The sequence below is a fragment of the Cecembia rubra genome (assembly GCF_003014575.1).
GTDB classification, from domain to species: Bacteria; Bacteroidota; Bacteroidia; order Cytophagales; family Cyclobacteriaceae; genus Cecembia_A; species Cecembia_A rubra.
In genome coordinates, this window is sequence record NZ_PYGF01000001.1 from 1,023,792 (window position 1) to 1,039,943 (window position 16,152).

At 38.7% G+C, this 16,152-nt stretch carries 17 protein-coding genes and 1 tRNA gene; 14 read left to right on the plus strand and 4 right to left on the minus strand.

The genetic code is table 11. From position 1 onward, the window contains the following. The first annotated feature begins 1 nt into the window (after window position 1). Entirely contained in the window at window positions 2-724 is a 723-nt protein-coding gene (gene dapB / locus CLV48_RS04335) for a 4-hydroxy-tetrahydrodipicolinate reductase (protein ID WP_106565962.1), read from the plus strand. 14 nt (window positions 725-738) lie between these two features. Further along, window positions 739-1,815, plus strand: a complete 1,077-nt coding sequence (lepB, locus tag CLV48_RS04340; RefSeq protein WP_106565963.1) for a signal peptidase I — start codon at window positions 739-741, stop codon at window positions 1,813-1,815. A gap of 37 nt (window positions 1,816-1,852) precedes the next feature. Here the strand turns inward: lepB and ung are convergent, their stop codons facing one another. Next, window positions 1,853-2,515: a uracil-DNA glycosylase gene (ung, locus tag CLV48_RS04345; protein ID WP_106565964.1), complete on the minus strand. Its 663-nt coding sequence runs from the start codon at window positions 2,513-2,515 to the stop codon at window positions 1,853-1,855. Between the two features lie 75 nt (window positions 2,516-2,590). Here ung and apaG point away from each other — a divergent pair, with 75 nt between their 5' ends. Both apaG and CLV48_RS04355 read left to right on the plus strand, forming a co-directional pair. Then, window positions 2,591-2,977 carry a Co2+/Mg2+ efflux protein ApaG gene (apaG, locus tag CLV48_RS04350; RefSeq protein ID WP_106565965.1) on the plus strand — a complete coding sequence of 129 codons (387 nt, stop codon included), beginning with the start codon at window positions 2,591-2,593 and terminating at the stop codon, window positions 2,975-2,977. Window positions 2,978-3,026: 49 nt separating this feature from the next. Next, a complete protein-coding gene (locus tag CLV48_RS04355) occupies window positions 3,027-3,761 on the plus strand; it encodes a class I SAM-dependent methyltransferase (RefSeq protein WP_245889481.1) in 735 nt (244 codons plus the stop codon). On the opposite strand, the gene CLV48_RS04360 is transcribed toward CLV48_RS04355, so the two are convergent. Next, window positions 3,758-4,339: a class I SAM-dependent methyltransferase gene (locus CLV48_RS04360; RefSeq protein ID WP_106565967.1), complete on the minus strand. Its 582-nt coding sequence runs from the start codon at window positions 4,337-4,339 to the stop codon at window positions 3,758-3,760. The genes CLV48_RS04355 and CLV48_RS04360 overlap by 4 nt on opposite strands. Window positions 4,340-4,382: 43 nt before the next feature. On the opposite strand from CLV48_RS04360, the gene CLV48_RS04365 reads away from it, so the two are divergent. The 4 genes from CLV48_RS04365 to rplI all read left to right on the plus strand — a co-directional run bounded on the left by CLV48_RS04365 (window position 4,383) and on the right by rplI (window position 6,541). Then, a complete protein-coding gene (locus CLV48_RS04365; RefSeq protein WP_106565968.1) occupies window positions 4,383-5,300 on the plus strand; it encodes a hypothetical protein in 918 nt (305 codons plus the stop codon). Window positions 5,301-5,435: 135 nt separating this feature from the next. Then, window positions 5,436-5,804, plus strand: a complete 369-nt coding sequence (gene rpsF / locus CLV48_RS04370; RefSeq protein ID WP_106565969.1) for a 30S ribosomal protein S6 — start codon at window positions 5,436-5,438, stop codon at window positions 5,802-5,804. Then, complete coding sequence (gene rpsR / locus CLV48_RS04375; protein WP_106565970.1) at window positions 5,804-6,055, plus strand: 30S ribosomal protein S18; 252 nt, start codon at window positions 5,804-5,806, stop codon at window positions 6,053-6,055. The genes rpsF and rpsR overlap by 1 nt, the downstream gene beginning before the upstream one ends. A gap of 42 nt (window positions 6,056-6,097) precedes the next feature. Continuing rightward, window positions 6,098-6,541 (plus strand): 50S ribosomal protein L9, encoded by a 444-nt coding sequence (rplI, locus tag CLV48_RS04380; protein WP_106565971.1) that lies wholly within the window; start codon window positions 6,098-6,100, stop codon window positions 6,539-6,541. Between the two features lie 96 nt (window positions 6,542-6,637). Here the strand turns inward: rplI and CLV48_RS04385 are convergent, their stop codons facing one another. After that, window positions 6,638-6,886: a hypothetical protein gene (locus CLV48_RS04385; RefSeq protein WP_106565972.1), complete on the minus strand. Its 249-nt coding sequence runs from the start codon at window positions 6,884-6,886 to the stop codon at window positions 6,638-6,640. Window positions 6,887-7,073: 187 nt separating this feature from the next. Here CLV48_RS04385 and trhA point away from each other — a divergent pair, with 187 nt between their 5' ends. Both trhA and CLV48_RS04395 read left to right on the plus strand, forming a co-directional pair. Then, window positions 7,074-7,718 carry a PAQR family membrane homeostasis protein TrhA gene (gene trhA, locus CLV48_RS04390; protein ID WP_106565973.1) on the plus strand — a complete coding sequence of 215 codons (645 nt, stop codon included), beginning with the start codon at window positions 7,074-7,076 and terminating at the stop codon, window positions 7,716-7,718. A 122-nt stretch (window positions 7,719-7,840) separates the two neighbouring features. Further along, a tRNA-Gln gene (locus tag CLV48_RS04395) sits at window positions 7,841-7,913 on the plus strand. 87 nt (window positions 7,914-8,000) lie between these two features. On the opposite strand, the gene CLV48_RS04400 is transcribed toward CLV48_RS04395, so the two are convergent. Next, the gene (locus CLV48_RS04400; RefSeq protein ID WP_106565974.1) at window positions 8,001-8,285 is read right to left on the minus strand and encodes an InlB B-repeat-containing protein; all 285 of its coding nucleotides are present in this window, start codon (window positions 8,283-8,285) and stop codon (window positions 8,001-8,003) included. 393 nt (window positions 8,286-8,678) lie between these two features. Here CLV48_RS04400 and CLV48_RS04405 point away from each other — a divergent pair, with 393 nt between their 5' ends. From CLV48_RS04405 to CLV48_RS04420, 4 genes are all read left to right on the plus strand, one after another. Further along, window positions 8,679-13,217 carry an endonuclease/exonuclease/phosphatase family protein gene (locus tag CLV48_RS04405; RefSeq protein WP_106565975.1) on the plus strand — a complete coding sequence of 1,513 codons (4,539 nt, stop codon included), beginning with the start codon at window positions 8,679-8,681 and terminating at the stop codon, window positions 13,215-13,217. Between the two features lie 102 nt (window positions 13,218-13,319). Beyond that, complete coding sequence (locus tag CLV48_RS04410; protein ID WP_106566144.1) at window positions 13,320-14,465, plus strand: 1-acyl-sn-glycerol-3-phosphate acyltransferase; 1,146 nt, start codon at window positions 13,320-13,322, stop codon at window positions 14,463-14,465. A gap of 19 nt (window positions 14,466-14,484) precedes the next feature. Then, window positions 14,485-15,066, plus strand: coding sequence for a peptidylprolyl isomerase (locus CLV48_RS04415; RefSeq protein ID WP_106565976.1), 582 nt, complete (start codon window positions 14,485-14,487; stop codon window positions 15,064-15,066). A gap of 10 nt (window positions 15,067-15,076) precedes the next feature. Continuing rightward, window positions 15,077-16,147, plus strand: a complete 1,071-nt coding sequence (locus CLV48_RS04420; RefSeq protein WP_106565977.1) for a Gfo/Idh/MocA family protein — start codon at window positions 15,077-15,079, stop codon at window positions 16,145-16,147. Window positions 16,148-16,152: the final 5 nt, after the last annotated feature.

Sequence of the window (16,152 nt, forward strand, 5' to 3'; positions counted from 1 at the left end):
CATGAATATACTCTTATTAGGCTATGGTAAAATGGGCAAAATAATCGGCGAAATCGCCGAGTCCAGAGGACATTACATCGTAGCTAAAATCAACATTGACAACATACAAGAACTGGACAGTTTAATTCCTGAAGAAATAGATGTAGCCATAGAGTTTAGCCAACCTGATGCTGCTTTTGAAAATATCAGTTGGGCGATCAACAAAGGCATTCCAGTAGTCTCAGGCACCACGGGATGGTTGGATAAAAAACCTGCCATTGCGGCCTTGGCTTTGGAAAAAAACACTGCATTTTTCTATGCTTCCAATTATAGCATTGGAGTTAACGTGTTTTTCAAAGTCAATAAGTTTTTAGCTTCTTTGATGAAAGACCAAAATGATTACAAAGTAAGTTTGGAGGAGATCCACCATACCGAAAAGAAAGATGCTCCAAGCGGTACTGCCATAACCCTTGCCGAGGGGATTATCCAGTCCAATTCCAATTATACAGACTGGAAACTGTCCGGTGAGCTGAACGTAAATGAACATGATGTACTGATCACTTCTAAGCGTATAGACCCTGCTCCAGGTACCCATATTATACGCTATCAATCTGAAATAGACGATATTGAAATAAGCCATACTGCCCATAGCCGCAAAGGATTCGCCCTTGGCGCAGTTTTAGTGGCAGAATGGATAAAAGATAAAAAAGGTGTATTATCAATGGATGATTTCCTATCTTTCTAAAATTTTTGAGTGAAATGAAAGTAGAAAAAAAGAAAAAATCAGCCTTAAGAGAATGGCTCGATGCTTTGGTATTTGCAGTAATTGCTGCATCTCTCATACGATGGCTCTTATTAGAACCTTTTACAATCCCTACAGCTTCTATGGAAAAATCGCTACTTGTTGGTGATTTTCTATTTGTAAGCAAAATGCATTATGGAACAAGAATTCCCAGGACTCCCCTTCAGATACCTTTAACACATCAGAAAATTTGGGGTACAGAAACCAATTCTTATGTTGACTGGATACAGCTACCCTATTTCAGATTGCCTGGATTTTCTTCTGTAAAGAGAAATGATGTAGTAGTTTTCAATTACCCTTCAGAATTTGAATTTCCGGTAGACCTGAAGACCAATTACATCAAAAGGGCCGTGGCAATTCCAGGGGACGAGATTGAAATTGTAATGACCAATGTCTTTGTCAACGGTGAACCAGCCTACAAACCTGAAGGTATTCAGTTTTCCTATGATGTTATGACCAGCAGAAATCTCAGTGCAGATTTTTTTAGTGATTATGGAATCAATCCGGAAGGATTCATGACTTTTTCTAATGGCTCAGGTTATCTTGTGATGACCACTGAAGAGACCGCCGATAGATTGAGGAAATCTCCGGCAATTGGTAATGTCATTATGCGTGCCGAAAGAGAAGAAATGGGGGATCCCAGGATTTTTCCCGATGGGGCTTATTTTGGATGGAATAAGGACAATTTTGGCCCTTTAAAAATTCCTGCTAAAGGTTGGACAATAACCATGGATGCCGATAATATCGCAAAGTACTCTTTTACAATTGAAAAATTTGAAGGACATTCCAATGTAGAAGTCCGTGACAATCAGCTCTATATCGATGGTCAAATAGTAGAAACTTACACTTTCAAACAGGATTATTACTTTATGATGGGAGATAACCGTCATGATTCCTTGGATTCTAGATACTGGGGCTTCGTTCCCGAAGACCATATAGTAGGCAAGGCCTGGTTTTTGTGGCTTTCTCTTGACAAGCACAAATCCATGTTCAGTAAAATCCGCTGGAGCAGGTTCTTCAACGGTATAAATTAAAAAATGCCCCACAGAATAAGCTGTGGGGCATTTTTTATTACCATTTAATCTTTGCCAATCCCTTTTCGGAAAGATAAGTATTTGCTTTTGAAAAATGGCCACAGCCCAGAAACCCACGATGGGCAGAAAGTGGAGAAGGGTGAGGTGCATGAAGTTTGAGGTGTTTGTCCTCTGAAATAAAAGCTGCCTTCTTTTGGGCGTAGGCACCCCAAAGCATAAAAACCAGATTTTCTTTCTCATGGGCTAATTTCTGTATCACAGCATCTGTGAAAGTTTCCCAACCCATGTTTTGGTGGGAACCCGCCTGATGCGCTCTTACTGTCAGGGTAGCATTGAGAAGCAATACCCCCTGATCTGCCCAACGGGAAAGGTCTCCATTGGAAGGCATGGATAATCCCAAATCCCTGTTGATTTCCTTAAAAATGTTCACCAAACTAGGCGGAAAAGGTACCCCTTCCCTAACGGAAAATGAAAGTCCATGTGCCTGGCCTGGACCATGATAAGGATCCTGGCCTAAAATTACCACTTTGGTTTTCTCAAAACTACAATGGCTGAAAGCATTGAAAATCTCTTTTCCCTTTGGGAAAATTTGATGGTTTTGATATTCATTCCTTATAAATTCAGCCAGATTCAAGAAATAAGGTTTTTGGAATTCATTTTCCAATCTTTGTTTCCAACTTGTCTCTATTTTGACATCCATTTTGATTGTAATCCGTTGTTATTAAAGATTTAAAATTTTAACTTTAAGCTTTTGATCAAACCCTCGTATTGATTTATGGTCACCGCCATCACAGAAGGTATAAAAGTAAGTGTTGAAACTACCTACCAGGCCGAATTTTCCAGCCCGCATCAGCACCACTATGTTTTCACTTACAAAGTAAAGATAGAAAACAACAGTAGCCATACCATACAATTAATGAGAAGAAAATGGGAAATTATTGATGCAGGGGATAATACCAAATTTGTAGAAGGAGACGGTGTGGTTGGCCTTCAGCCTGTACTTGAACCCGGAACCTCCCACGAATATGTTTCTGGATGCAACCTCAGATCCGGTTTGGGCAAGATGAGAGGCTTGTACATTATGGAAAAACTTTTCGACGGCAAATTGATTGAAGTTCGAATACCTGAATTCCAACTGATTTCCGACATTTTTGACAATTGATTTGAAAAAATACTTCTTTCCTTTTTTCGCAAGCATTAAGTACTGGCTTTTGAAGGAAGATAAATTTTCTCTTCAGGGGCCTTTCATTTCTGAGCTCTATAATGGCTTGAAGAAATACCTTCAAGATTCCAGAAGAAAGGATTTAGACTTGGAAAATTGGAGAAAGAAACTGCTTAAAGATGAAGAATCACTTGAAATTGAAGACTTTGGTGCAGGATCCAAAAAATTAAAAAAAAGCCAGTTTCGAAAAACCAAAGATGTTACGCGCTTCAGTACCACAGGTAGAAAATTTAATCAAATCTACCAATATTTCTGTCTTCTAAGCCCTGGAATCAATGTATTGGAACTGGGTACTTGTACCGGCCTCAATACCTTGTACCTTTCAAGAGTAAGCAAAGGCAGTCTTTTTACTTTTGAGGGAGCCTTAGGTTTGATCAATAAAGCACAAAAAGCTCCCGGAGTAGATAGGGTCCATTACATCCATGGTAATATCCAATATACACTTCCTCCCATACTGGAGCAGATCAAGAAAGTTGATTTCGCACTGGTAGATGCCACCCATACTTATGAGGGCACAATGGCATATTTTAATACACTCCTACCCTATCTGCATGAAGAAAGTATAGTAGCCATTGCTGATATACATTGGTCCAAAGAGATGGAATTAGCGTGGAAAAAAATTTATCAGCAGGAATGTGTCTCCCTAAGTATAGATTTTTTTGAATGTGGGATTTTGATTTTTAAAAGAGGAATTGAAAAAGCCCATTATATTTTGGATATCTAACTTTTTCTGAGCTGGACAAATAATTCGCTGCCCTGCCTGGGCGGAATGGAATTGTAGCAGGCTTCTAATTTTAAAATTTCAAATTCAGGAGTAAAATATTGAATATACTTTTCTAGAGTAGCACCAAATGGAGGACCAGGATAATCAAATTCCATTGCAAAGAGAACACCTGTAAGTTTGCCACCAGGAAGGAGTATCTCCTGCATTTTTTTTACATATTCCTTTCTCAACTGGGGATCAAGCGCACAAAAAAAAGTTTGTTCCAACACCAAATCATATTTCCCCTGGTGCATAAAGAAGTTTTCAAGAAAAATATTTGCATTTGGAAAATCAGGACAAGATTGTTTAAATTGAGCAATGGGAATAGGTGAGAAATCAAGAATGTGAACCTTTTCAAAACCTAAATCATAGGCATATTTGGCTTCATATGCATTTCCTGCTCCAGGAATCAAAATCTTTAGGCCTTTATTTGAAATTTGGTCTAAATATTGCTTAAGGGGAGTTGATGGTGATCCAATGTCCCAACCGGTGGATTTTTCATTATATCTGTTGGTCCAATATGCTTCATCTAAAAACATGTTTTTGAAATTTAGTAATAGACAAAAATACAAGTAAAATAAAATGGAAACCAATCTCCAAGACAAACCCAAAAAAGGTGAAAACGGTAAGAATATATTGATTATCGTTTTGATTATTTTGGTCTTCATCAGCGGAATCAAGCTGTATGCAGATTACAGGGATAGGACAAAAAAATCAGAAGAAATCCTTATCCTATCGGAAGAAAACAATGACCTCAATAGGAGGATAGACTCCATGACTTTTCAATTGGACCTGAGAATTCAGGAAATCGAAAAGTTAGGTGGTGATGTCAAAGCACTTGAAGAAATGAAAGAGCAGTTGTTGGCAGAAAGAAATACTGACAGGAAAAGGTCAACTGAAGAAATTGCGGCTTTAAACAGAAGGATCAATAGTTATGCAAAAACCCTTCAGGAAAAAGATGCGGAGATTTTGCAGCTTAGGGAAGCCAACCAACAGCTCCTTACAGAAAATCAAAGTTTGAGAACTACCCAGGCAGAGATTGAGGATGAGGTTGTCAAATTGAATCAGAAACAGCAGGAATTACAGGAAAAAGTCAATATTGCCGCGGTATTAAAAGCAGAAAACATCAATGTAGCAGCCGTGAATTCAAGGGGAAGGGAGCGAGAAGATGGATTCAGAAACCGTCAGATTGAAAAGCTCAAAATTTCATTTAATTTGGCAGACAACAAAGTAGCTGAGCATGGAAACAAAGATGTCTTTGTACAAGTGATCGCTCCAAATAACCAGCCGATCTTTGATGTTGCCAAAGGCAGCGGTACATTTACAATCGATGGAAGAGAGGAATTTTACACGGTACATCAGGACATCAACTTCAACAATACCAAGCAGACATTGACATACTTCTACGAAAAAGGCAGTAAGTATGCTCCGGGTACTTATGAAGTGAGAATTTTTGCAGAGGGTCATCAAATCGGAAATAAAACCTTTGAGGTAAAGTAAATTAGACCAAAGAACTCATAGAGGCTGATCTTTACAGAGGATCAGCCTTTCTTTTTTACAAGTCGGCTTGGAAATTAAAGTGTATTCGCCTAATTTTGCGGTCTGTTAAATTTATACAGATAAACTTATACAAACATGTTCCAGAAAAGTTATGAAACGGTATTCATTTTAACTCCCGTTTTGTCTGAGATTCAGATGAAGGATACCGTAGACAAGTTTGTAAACTTGTTAAAAGAAGAGGGAGCAGATGTCATCAACGTTGAAAATTGGGGTCTAAAAAAACTGGCTTATCCAATTCAGAAAAAAAGCACCGGATTCTACGTTTTAGTTGAATTCAAATCACTTCCTTCTGTGATCAATAAATTGGAGATCGAATTCAGAAGAGATGAGAAAGTAATGAGATTCCTGACCACTGTGTTGGACAAGCATTCCATTATTTATGCTGAAAGAAGAAGAAAAGGTGAATTTAACAAAAAAGCTGAAGCTAAGGAGGAGCAAGCCTAATGACACTTAAGAACGAACCAATCAACAGAGTTGAGAACAGAAAGAAATACTGCCGTTTTAAAAAACACGGTATTAAATATATTGATTACAAAGACCCTAACTTCCTTTTGAAGTTTGTCAATGAGCAAGGTAAAATCCTTCCTAGAAGATTGACCGGTAACTCTGCAAAATTTCAGAGAAAAGTAGCCAATGCAATTAAAAAAGCAAGACACTTGGCACTTCTACCATTCGTAACTGACGGATTGAAGTAATCCGTTTTTGATCGAATCATTCATTTATAAATTTGTACAACAATGGAAGTAATTCTTAAAACAGATATAAAAGGACTAGGTTATAAAAATGACATGGTTGAAGTTAAGCCAGGTTATGGAAGAAACTACCTAATTCCTCAAGGATATGCAGTTTTGGCTACTGATTCTAACAAAAAAATCTTGGCTGAAAACATCAAACAAGCTGCACACAAAGCAGAAAAAATCAAGAAAGAAGCAGAAGATATTGCAAGCAAACTATCCGGTATTACTTTGGAAATTAAAGCTAAAATCGGTGAGTCAGGAAAAATCTTCGGTAAAGTTACCACACTTCAGATTTCTGACGCCTTGGCTGAGAATGGTATCAATATTGACAGAAAGAAAATTTCTATCAATGTACCAGTACAGACAGCCGGTGAATTTGAAGCTGAAGTTGATCTTCATAGAGAAGTAAAAAGCGCAGTAAAATTTGTAGTGGTAGGTGAATAATCTCCCCTACTCTATAAAATTGAAAAAGCCATCTACCAAGTAGATGGCTTTTTTCATTCATGAGCATAATAGAAATTATCAGCTTTGACCAAAAGATCAGTTCAAAACGATTTTTTCTAGATCCTCCACCAATTTTTTGGCAACAGCCCTGCTGTTTTCTTCTCTTTTGGATTTTAAAAGCTCCAATGCTTGTTTACTTTTTTCAATCACCCCAACAGGATTTTTATCAAACTTATAGCTGTTCCAGCACCATGAAAGCTCTGCATGAAGCTTTTCATCCAAATTAAGCTTTTCAAGCTTCTCCAAAGTTGAAACAATTGTTTTTTCTGAAATTTTTACGGACATGATCTTCTAAAATTTAATTTTTTGATGCTTTTGTTTATAAATTTTCAACAAATTAAAGTATTAATTTGAAAAAATGCAAAAAATCATAACCCTTATTGATTGATTATCAGCAGGAAATCGATTTCGGAGGCCAAATACAGGAAATTATTTTTTTCAAATAGTCCTTATCTTGTAATCAAAAATCATAATGGAAAGGAAACAAAGTTTACATGAAGAATTTGCCAACAGCATTAGCCATGGTTTTGGAATTTTATTCAGTATAGTTGCCATTTCCATTTTGGTAACTTTTTCCATGATTAATGGTACTGCCATTCATATCGTCAGCTGCAGCATTTTCGGAGCTTCTATATTGATCCTATATACTTTCTCCACGCTTTATCACGCATTTCAGGAAGAGAAAATCAAATCATGGCTAAGAACCTTTGACCATATAGGCATATACTTACTCATAGCAGGTACATACACGCCTTTTTTATTACTCGCTGTAAGGGGTCTTTGGGGATGGGTATTTTTTGGAATCATTTGGGGCTTAACACTTTTTGGAGTTATTTTTAAAATATTCTATACCCATCGGTTCAAAAAAGCCTCCCTCCTACTGTATCTTGGAATGGGATGGTTGGCCATATTTCTGATTAAACCTCTATTGGAAAACCTTTCCATAACTGTCCTGACACTTATTGCTGCTGGTGGATTATGTTATACAATGGGTACGTTCTTTTACACACGTCCTCAAAAAAGGTTTGCACATACCATTTGGCATATTTTCGTTCTTGCCGGCACTATTGTTCACTTCATTGCAATCCTTTTTATGCTTACAGAAAACCAAGCTTGATTTTTTTTCAATTGAAATTTAGAAAGTTATATGACAGGCAAAAAAAACTTACTGGTGAGATTTGCAAAAAAAAGAAAGAGCCCCTACATTTGTGACACCTTTTAAAGGAAGGGTATCAAAACTGACCGATGGTGTAACTGGCAACACGTCTGATTTTGGTTCAGAAGAGTCTAGGTTCGAGCCCTAGTCGGTCAACGAAAACCCGTTTTGCTAAAGGCAAGACGGGTTTTTTCTTTTTCAATATAAGCTAAAGGAGAAATTTTTTATTGTGAAAATAGAAAATCAGTTAGTTCTTCTAAAATGCGCTGTCAAGTGGAGATCTTTAGCTGGCATGATAAACACATAAGAGGCATCAAAGCTGGTAATTTCATCACCAATGGTCCAATGGGAGAAAATAAAGCCGGACTTGGGCTCTGCAAAAACCTCAACTCTTGTACCTTCTGGAACTTCCTTTAAATCGATATTGTCTTGAGGCATATCCTCAGAAAGCCCCATATCCAAACAAGATGTAAGCAATAAACTCAATAATAAGAGTATACCTATCCTGGCCTTATTCAAACTTTTCATAAATATCCGATCTAGTTAATCTTTTAGCCAAGGAATTGGCTAAATCACTCTTCACCATTCAAGCTGTTTCCAACTTCATTTTTTATATAAGCCGTTGATTTACTGAATAAAGAAGTTGATTTTTCTACATAAACAGTACCAAAAACTAGGCCAAAAAGAAATGGTACTTGGGATTAGTTGAATTTAACAAGCTGTTTTATATGTATTTACAAAATTCTATAAAACTTCTTTTTTGTTTAATTAATAACCTGTTTTCCGAATAAAATATTAAACAAACAATTTTTTTAACACAGTGTTAACAATGATGTTTGGTTAAAATTCAAACAAATAATTTACATTTGGTTGCATTTGATAATATTTTCAATGCAATTTATTACCCTTAACCCATAATTAATGAAACTATCTTTACGAAGCACAATCATCTTGGCTTTGCTTATTTTTTTGGGCATGGTATCCGTTCATGCGCAAACAGAAATCATAGCAGGCTGGACATTTGGAACAGTTACAGGTGAGGAATCACCCCTAGCTGATCAAGGAAACCCTAATAATATTGGGATTCAAAGCATCAACCTTCTCAATGCCACACTTTCGGGATATGTTGCAGGATCTCCTGGAAGGGCCATAACCTCAAGTGGATGGAATAACTTCAGTCAGGAAAGGTATTGGTTTGTTCAGATCAATACTGCAGGTTTTGAGAACCTTACCCTTTCCTCCAAACAACAAAGCTCTAATACAGGACCTAAAGATTTCCATGTTCAATATAGCTTAAATGGAACATCTTGGATTGATATTCCTAACGGCAACGTAACTGTAGCCAATAATTTTACTTCAGGAGTTTTAAATAGAATACCTATCCCTCAAGAGGCCAACAACAAACCTGAAGTTTTTATCCGGTGGCTCAACACATCAGAAATTTCCGTTAGCCTTTCAACAATTGCTTCCGGTGGGACCAATAGAATAGATGAAATTTTTATCGAAGGTACAGCAATTGATGAGGAAATAATTCAAAATCCTGATCCGGTCCAAGCTGCCAATCTTCCCTATACCCAAGATTTTGCTGGATTTAATTTCCCATTAAACACTCCTGTACTTGAATTCGGCAATCAGAGTGAATGGACATTTACAGGACCTATCCTGAATTATACTGGAGATTTTACCAACGATAATTTGACTGCAGGTGGCTTCCGTGGTAATAACAATGTCTTGGCTTACCAACATACAGGGACTACCGGCGTTTTAATCAAGACATTGACCTTGATCAACAATACAGGAAGTACCATAAGGAGTCTTGATATTTCCTATTTAGGAAGAGTCGGTAGGGCTTCCCAGGGCAGAAGTCCTGCTTACACAGTTCTAGTAAATGGTACAGAAATCACCTCCTTGACATATTCTACTCTCAACGGTGAAGATCAAAGGGTTTCGGCAACTGTGACTGGTTTGAATATAGCGCCAAACCAAACCTTCACCATTAGCTGGAATTCTGAAAGAGGAGGTTTAAGTGGTGCCAGTAAAGTTATAGGTATAGCAGACCTTTCAGTTAAAGTCACTCCACAACCTGAACAAATACTGAACTACAATTTTGCAGGGCAGCCAGGCAACCAGCAATTCACTGCCCCTAGCTCTGTATCTGAAGGACTCACTGGGTTGAATTTTACAAGAGGCTCAGGAATTAACCCTGCCAGCGCAGCAAACTCCATAAGCTCAAATGGATGGAATGATGGTGAAAACAGGTATTTTTCATTTGGTTTCACTGTAGCTCCTGGAAAATTAGTGGACCTTTCCCAACTTCAAATAGGAACAAATTCTTCCAATACCGGACCTAGAGATATGGCTTTGGTTTACAGTGGTGACGGATTTAATACTCCATTAGCCACTTGGCAACATATTACAAATCCAAATACTAATTCAGTTCCTTTTAGCAATCTAGAAATTGATCTTTCATCACTTCAGAACCTATCAGGAGAAGTTGAGTTTAGAATTATATCAACATCCAATGTCTCTGCAAATGGCGGCTCTATAAGTTCTACTGGAACTTCCCGAGTAACCAACTATTTTTCAGGCTCCGATACAGGTGGCACCAGATTTATTGGCCTCATTAAAGACGGTGAGGGTGTTATTATCCCAAGTATCACTATAACTCCTGAAACATTGGATTTTGGAAACCTGGCCATAAATGCAGACAATCCAGTTCTTTCCTATGTGCTGGGGGCAACCAATTTAAGCGGAGATCTCAGCGTCACTGCACCGGAAAGGTTAGGAATTTCCAAAGATGGCAGCAATTTCTCTTCCTCCATCACTTTCTCTTCAGAGGAATTGACTTCAACAGTTCCGGTATATGTCAGGTTTGACAACACGGTGCCAGGTGGCTTCAATGCCCAAATCATCCACAATACTACAGGAACATTGCCCGTATCCCTTCAGGTCAATGCAAATGTGTTCGACCCTTTCAATATCATAGAAGATTTCAACACCATCTGTTCGGTCAACCTTGGCCCAATTGCAGGAGGATGGAATCAAATCAGCGTACTAGGTGATCAGACCTGGTCCTGTACCAACTTTGGTAGAGCAGGCACTACACCTACTGCATCTGCTCCATTTGGCGTTCAGATAAATGGCTTTGCCGGAGGTGCGGCCAGATTGAATGAAGATTGGCTGATCTCTCCTTCTTATGACTTGACTGAATTTGACTTCCCATTACTTCAATTCTGGAGCAGGGTAGCCTTTTCCGGACCAAGAATGAAACTACTGGTTTCTACCGATTATGTAGATGGGGATCCAAATCTAGCCACTTGGACAGAATTGGCAGACCGGTTTGCACAAGGGGATGTTTGGACCAGCTCAGGTGAAATCAACTTGGTTGCTTTTAAAGCCGCCAATGTTAGAATTGCCTTTGTATATACTTCTTCACCTGAGGCCAATGCTGCAAGATGGACTTTGGATGACTTTTCATTGAGGAATTCACAAACAGCACCTGCCCCATTCCTGACCAATACTATAGGCAATGTTGATTATTGGCATTTTGGAGTCATTCCAATAGGGTCAACATCCAATGAGGTTCGCAGCTTTAATTTCTCCTTGAGTGACGCCTTAGAAAATCTTAGCATCAGCGCAGGAGTCGGGTTTGAATTCTCCAAGGATGGAGTCAATTATGCTCCAGCCATAACCTTCACGCCAGCTGAAGCAGCAAGCACAAATACGGTAAGGGTAAGGTTCCAACCAAATTCAGAAGGTGCTTTCAGTAGCCCCATAAATTTCAAATCCGGCGATATTGAAGTTAACAGAGGATATTTGACTGGAGCAACGATAGAGAGATCCAATACCCTTGATGTGGTAACCTGGAACATAGAGTGGTTTGGATCTAGTAATCCGAATCAGGGTCCTACAGACATTAACTTGCAGCTTCAGAATGTCAAAAAAGTAATCGAAGACCTGAACGCAGATATCTATGCTTTCCAAGAAATCACCAATCTGGAAAAATTCTATGAACTTGTAGCGGCCCTGCCAGCTTACCGAGGATTCCATTCCCCAGCTGTTTCTGGTGGTGGAACTTTTGAGGATGCTCAAAAACTCACTTTCCTATATAAAACTGCCACTATTGACTCTGTAAGTACAAGGGTATTGCTTCAGGGAGTTCAGCCAGAACAATTGGTTGGCTACCCATCTACACCTGATCGATTCTGGGCAAGTGGCAGATTGCCATTCCTTTTCGAAGCCAAAGCCAAAATCAATGGTGCCGAGAAGAAAATCAACTTTGTCAATGTTCACACCCGATCAAATGGAGGCGGTGAAAGTGCTGCTAACCCAAGATATGCGATGAGAAGGTATGATGTGAATGTGCTCAAAGATTCCCTGGACCAATATTATGCCGATGTGCCCCTTGTTATTCTTGGCGATTACAATGATGATCTTGATGAAACTGTCGCTGATCAATCGGCCCCTACTGTGAATACTTCAGAAACATCCTTCATTAATTTCATCAATGACAGAGCCAACTACATTCCAGTCACTAAAAGTCTGAGTTTGGCAGGATTAAGGACCTTTCCGACTTTCGAAAATGTAATTGACCATATCATGATCTCAAATGAGTTAGAAGAAAACTGGATAGTGAATTCGGAAAGAATAATAGCTCCGTTTGACTTAATTCCAAATTACAGCAGTACAACTTCAGACCACATACCTGTAAAATTGAGGTTCAATCTTTTCTGTGACATCATACCAGCACAGATATTTGGCACAGCAGAAGTCTGTGGTACAAATAATACTGCCGAATTGATGCTTGTAGGTGGGGTCTACGAAAGTATTCTTGGATGGGAAATTTCACTAGACAGCGGCCAAACTTGGGAATTTGTGGATGAATCTGCAGGAGAAGAAATACTTCGAATCAACAACCTTAATACTTCTGCATTATTCAGGGCTATTCTTGACGCTGATTCTTGTGTCCCTGTCACCACAGAATCCTTTGAAGTAGTAGCAAGGCAGCTTCCCCAACCTGTAATCCTTTTCAATAAAGGTTTACTCTCAAGTATTGAAGGCGACTACACTTATTATTGGTACAAAGACCAACAGTTGATCGCTACTACCACCAATAATTCAATCAGAGTCAATGGTGAAGGAAATTATCAAGTGGTTATTGAAGATATATCAGGATGTCAGGCTTCATCTCCAATCTTCAGATTTCCACAGCAGATTCAGGCGACCAGCATCCGTATTTATCCCAATCCAACAAGTTCCAGGGTTTCAGTATTAATGAGAAATGTACAGGGACCCGCAACCGTTGACCTTAGGACCGGAACCGGATTGCAAGTTGCACGGCAGCTTACATCAGCCGGGTATGCTGAATTCGATCTCAGCGGCATGTTGAAAGGTATTTACCTGATTACCATCACTGATAGCTTAGGAACAACAATTGTAGAAAGATTGTTAGTTGATTAAACAAAAAATTAAATATCGTTAAAAGAGGCCGCTTCATTTAGGAGCGGCTTCTTTTTTTTGCTCAATTTTTACTTTCTTTGCATGGTGTCCAACCCTGAAATCATGTCACCCTTTGAAGATATAAGGCCTTATTACGATACAGAAGTCAATCAAGCTATCCGGCAAATCATAGATCACCCTATGCTGAAAGCCATGATGAACTTTACTTTTCCGGATTTCCAGGATAGTTATTGGAAAGATTTAATGTTGCATTGCCATTCAATCAGAGATTTTCAGATTAATTTCATTTATCCTGGAGTTAAAAAGGTTCTGGAAAAGAGTTCCGAAGGTTTAAGTACTTCGGGATTTGAAAAATTGGAAGCCAGCACTTCATACCTTTTCATATCCAACCACAGAGATATCATTTTGGATACCTCACTGCTCAATGCCAGCCTTTATGAAAAAGGCTTGTTCATGACTACTTCAGCTATAGGAGATAATCTGGTCAAAAAACCTTTTTTGAACCATCTTTCAAGACTGACAAGAAACTTCACTATCAAAAGGGGCCTTCCTGCGAGAGAATTATTGGAAAGTTCAAAAGTTGTTTCTGCTTATATCAGGCATTCTTTATTAAGAGAGAACCGATCAGTTTGGATTGCCCAAAGAGAAGGGAGAACGAAAGACGGCAATGACCTAACCCACAAAGGAGTTTTGAAAATGATATCCATGGCTTCTGATGAAGGTGAGCATTTTCTGGATTATCTTAAGCGCTTGAATGTAATTCCTGTCAGCATTTCCTATGAATATGACCCTACAGACATCCTGAAAATGCCTGAACTTTTGGCAAAAGCCAATCAGGAAACCTATATCAAAGCAGAAAATGAAGATTTTAAGACCCTCCTCAGTGGTATTATTGGTCAAAAAAAGAGAATTCACATCCACATAGGAGACCTACTCAATGATAAAATTGAGTATATCAAAAACACTGTTTCCGGTAATGTCAAACAAATGCAGGCATTGGCTGACCTGATAGACAATCAGATCATCACCGGTTATAAACTTTGGCCTACAAAGTATATAGCCTGTGACCTACTGAGCGGGACGGATCAATTTTCTTCAGAATATACCTCCGAAGAAAAGGCACTGTTTGAAGCCAGGTTTAGGAGAGGGGTTGATAAGAATAACCCTGTAGCTGTAAAAAGTTTCCTTTCCATGTATGCTAACCCTGTCCTAAACCAAAAAAGATTACTGGAAGAAATCAAAAATTAACCTGTCCAATTTTGAAACTATGAAAAAATACCTGGCATGCATCATTTTCATATTTGGGTTTATTTTTCTTGGTTATGGACAATCAAAAATCCCCGTAGGGCATATAAATACCCCAAAAGGGGAAGTATTCATCCAACTATTTGATGAAACTCCCCAACACAAACAAAGCTTCATTGACTTAGCAAAATCCGGTTATTGGGATTCATTGACTTTTAATAGGGTCATACCCAATTTTGTAGCCCAAGGAGGCTGTCCCGACACTGAAGAGGGGTTCAATGATCCCGAATACCTTTTAAACCCTGAATTTCACCCCTCACTAACCCATGTATATGGTGCAGTTGGGGCGGGAAGAGATGATAACCCTGCCAAGTTATCTGCAAGATGTCAGTTTTATATCGTTCAAAATAAAAGTGGACTTCATCGCCTGGATGGAAATTACACTGTTTTTGGCCAAGTGATCAAAGGAATGGAAGTTATTGATTCCATTGTTTCGGTCGAAAGAAATCCTTCGGATACTCCTATAGAGGCGATACCTATTAATGTTTCCATTATTTACTTGGACCAGGAAGCAATAAATTACCTTATTCAATCTAATAAATAATCACATGACCATGAAAAAAATCAAAATTTTGGTAATCGGTTGCGGCAATATGGGGGCTTCTCATGCTACTGCTTACCATCACATGGAAGAATTTGAGATTTGTGGACTGGTATCTAGAGGAGACAGTAAAAAAAGATTGAATGAAAAATTGGCTGCAAATTATCCTATTTTTGAAGATTATGTAGCTGCGCTCGAAATCACCCAACCGGATGCGGTTTGTATTTCTACCTATCCAGACACGCACGAAGAAATTGCCCTTAAGTCATTAGAAAAAGGGTGCCATATTTTTATTGAAAAACCTTTGGCAGATACTGTCGAAGGCTCAGAAAAAATAATCTCTGCTTCAAAAAAAGCAAATAAAAAGGTGGTGGTAGGTTACATCCTAAGACATCACCCTTCTTGGGAAAGATTTATTGAAGAAGCGCAGAAATTGGGAAAACCTCTAGTGATGAGAATGAATCTCAACCAACAAAGTCATGGCTTCATGTGGGATGTGCACAGGAACTTGATGAAAAGCTTAAGTCCAATTGTAGACTGTGGCGTTCATTATATAGATGTCATGTGCCAGATGACCCGCTCCAAGCCTTTGACAGTTTCAGCGATAGGGGCTAGATTGACGGAGGATATTTCAAAAAACAACTATAATTACGGCCAACTACAAATCCGATTTGAAGATGGCTCAGTAGGATGGTATGAAGCAGGTTGGGGCCCTATGGTTTCGGATAATGCCTTTTTCATCAAAGACGTATTTGGCCCCAAAGGTGCAGTTTCTATAGTAGCCAAGTCAGCCGGCGCTGCCGGAAAATCTGATAATGTAGATTCTCATACCAAAACAGAAAGTCTAAAAGTACATTTTTCAGATTTGGACGATAAAAATCACTTTGTCAAAAATGACCTTTGGATTGACATGAAAGATGAGCCCGATCATCAGGAATTATGCAACAGAGAACAAAGGTATTTCTTAAAAGCGATACAAGAAGATCTGGACTTATCAGATCACTTGGAAGATGCCCTGAACAGTTTAAAAATTGCATTTGCCTGTGACGAGTCCGTTAAAACAGGTAAAATGGTAATACTTTAATGACC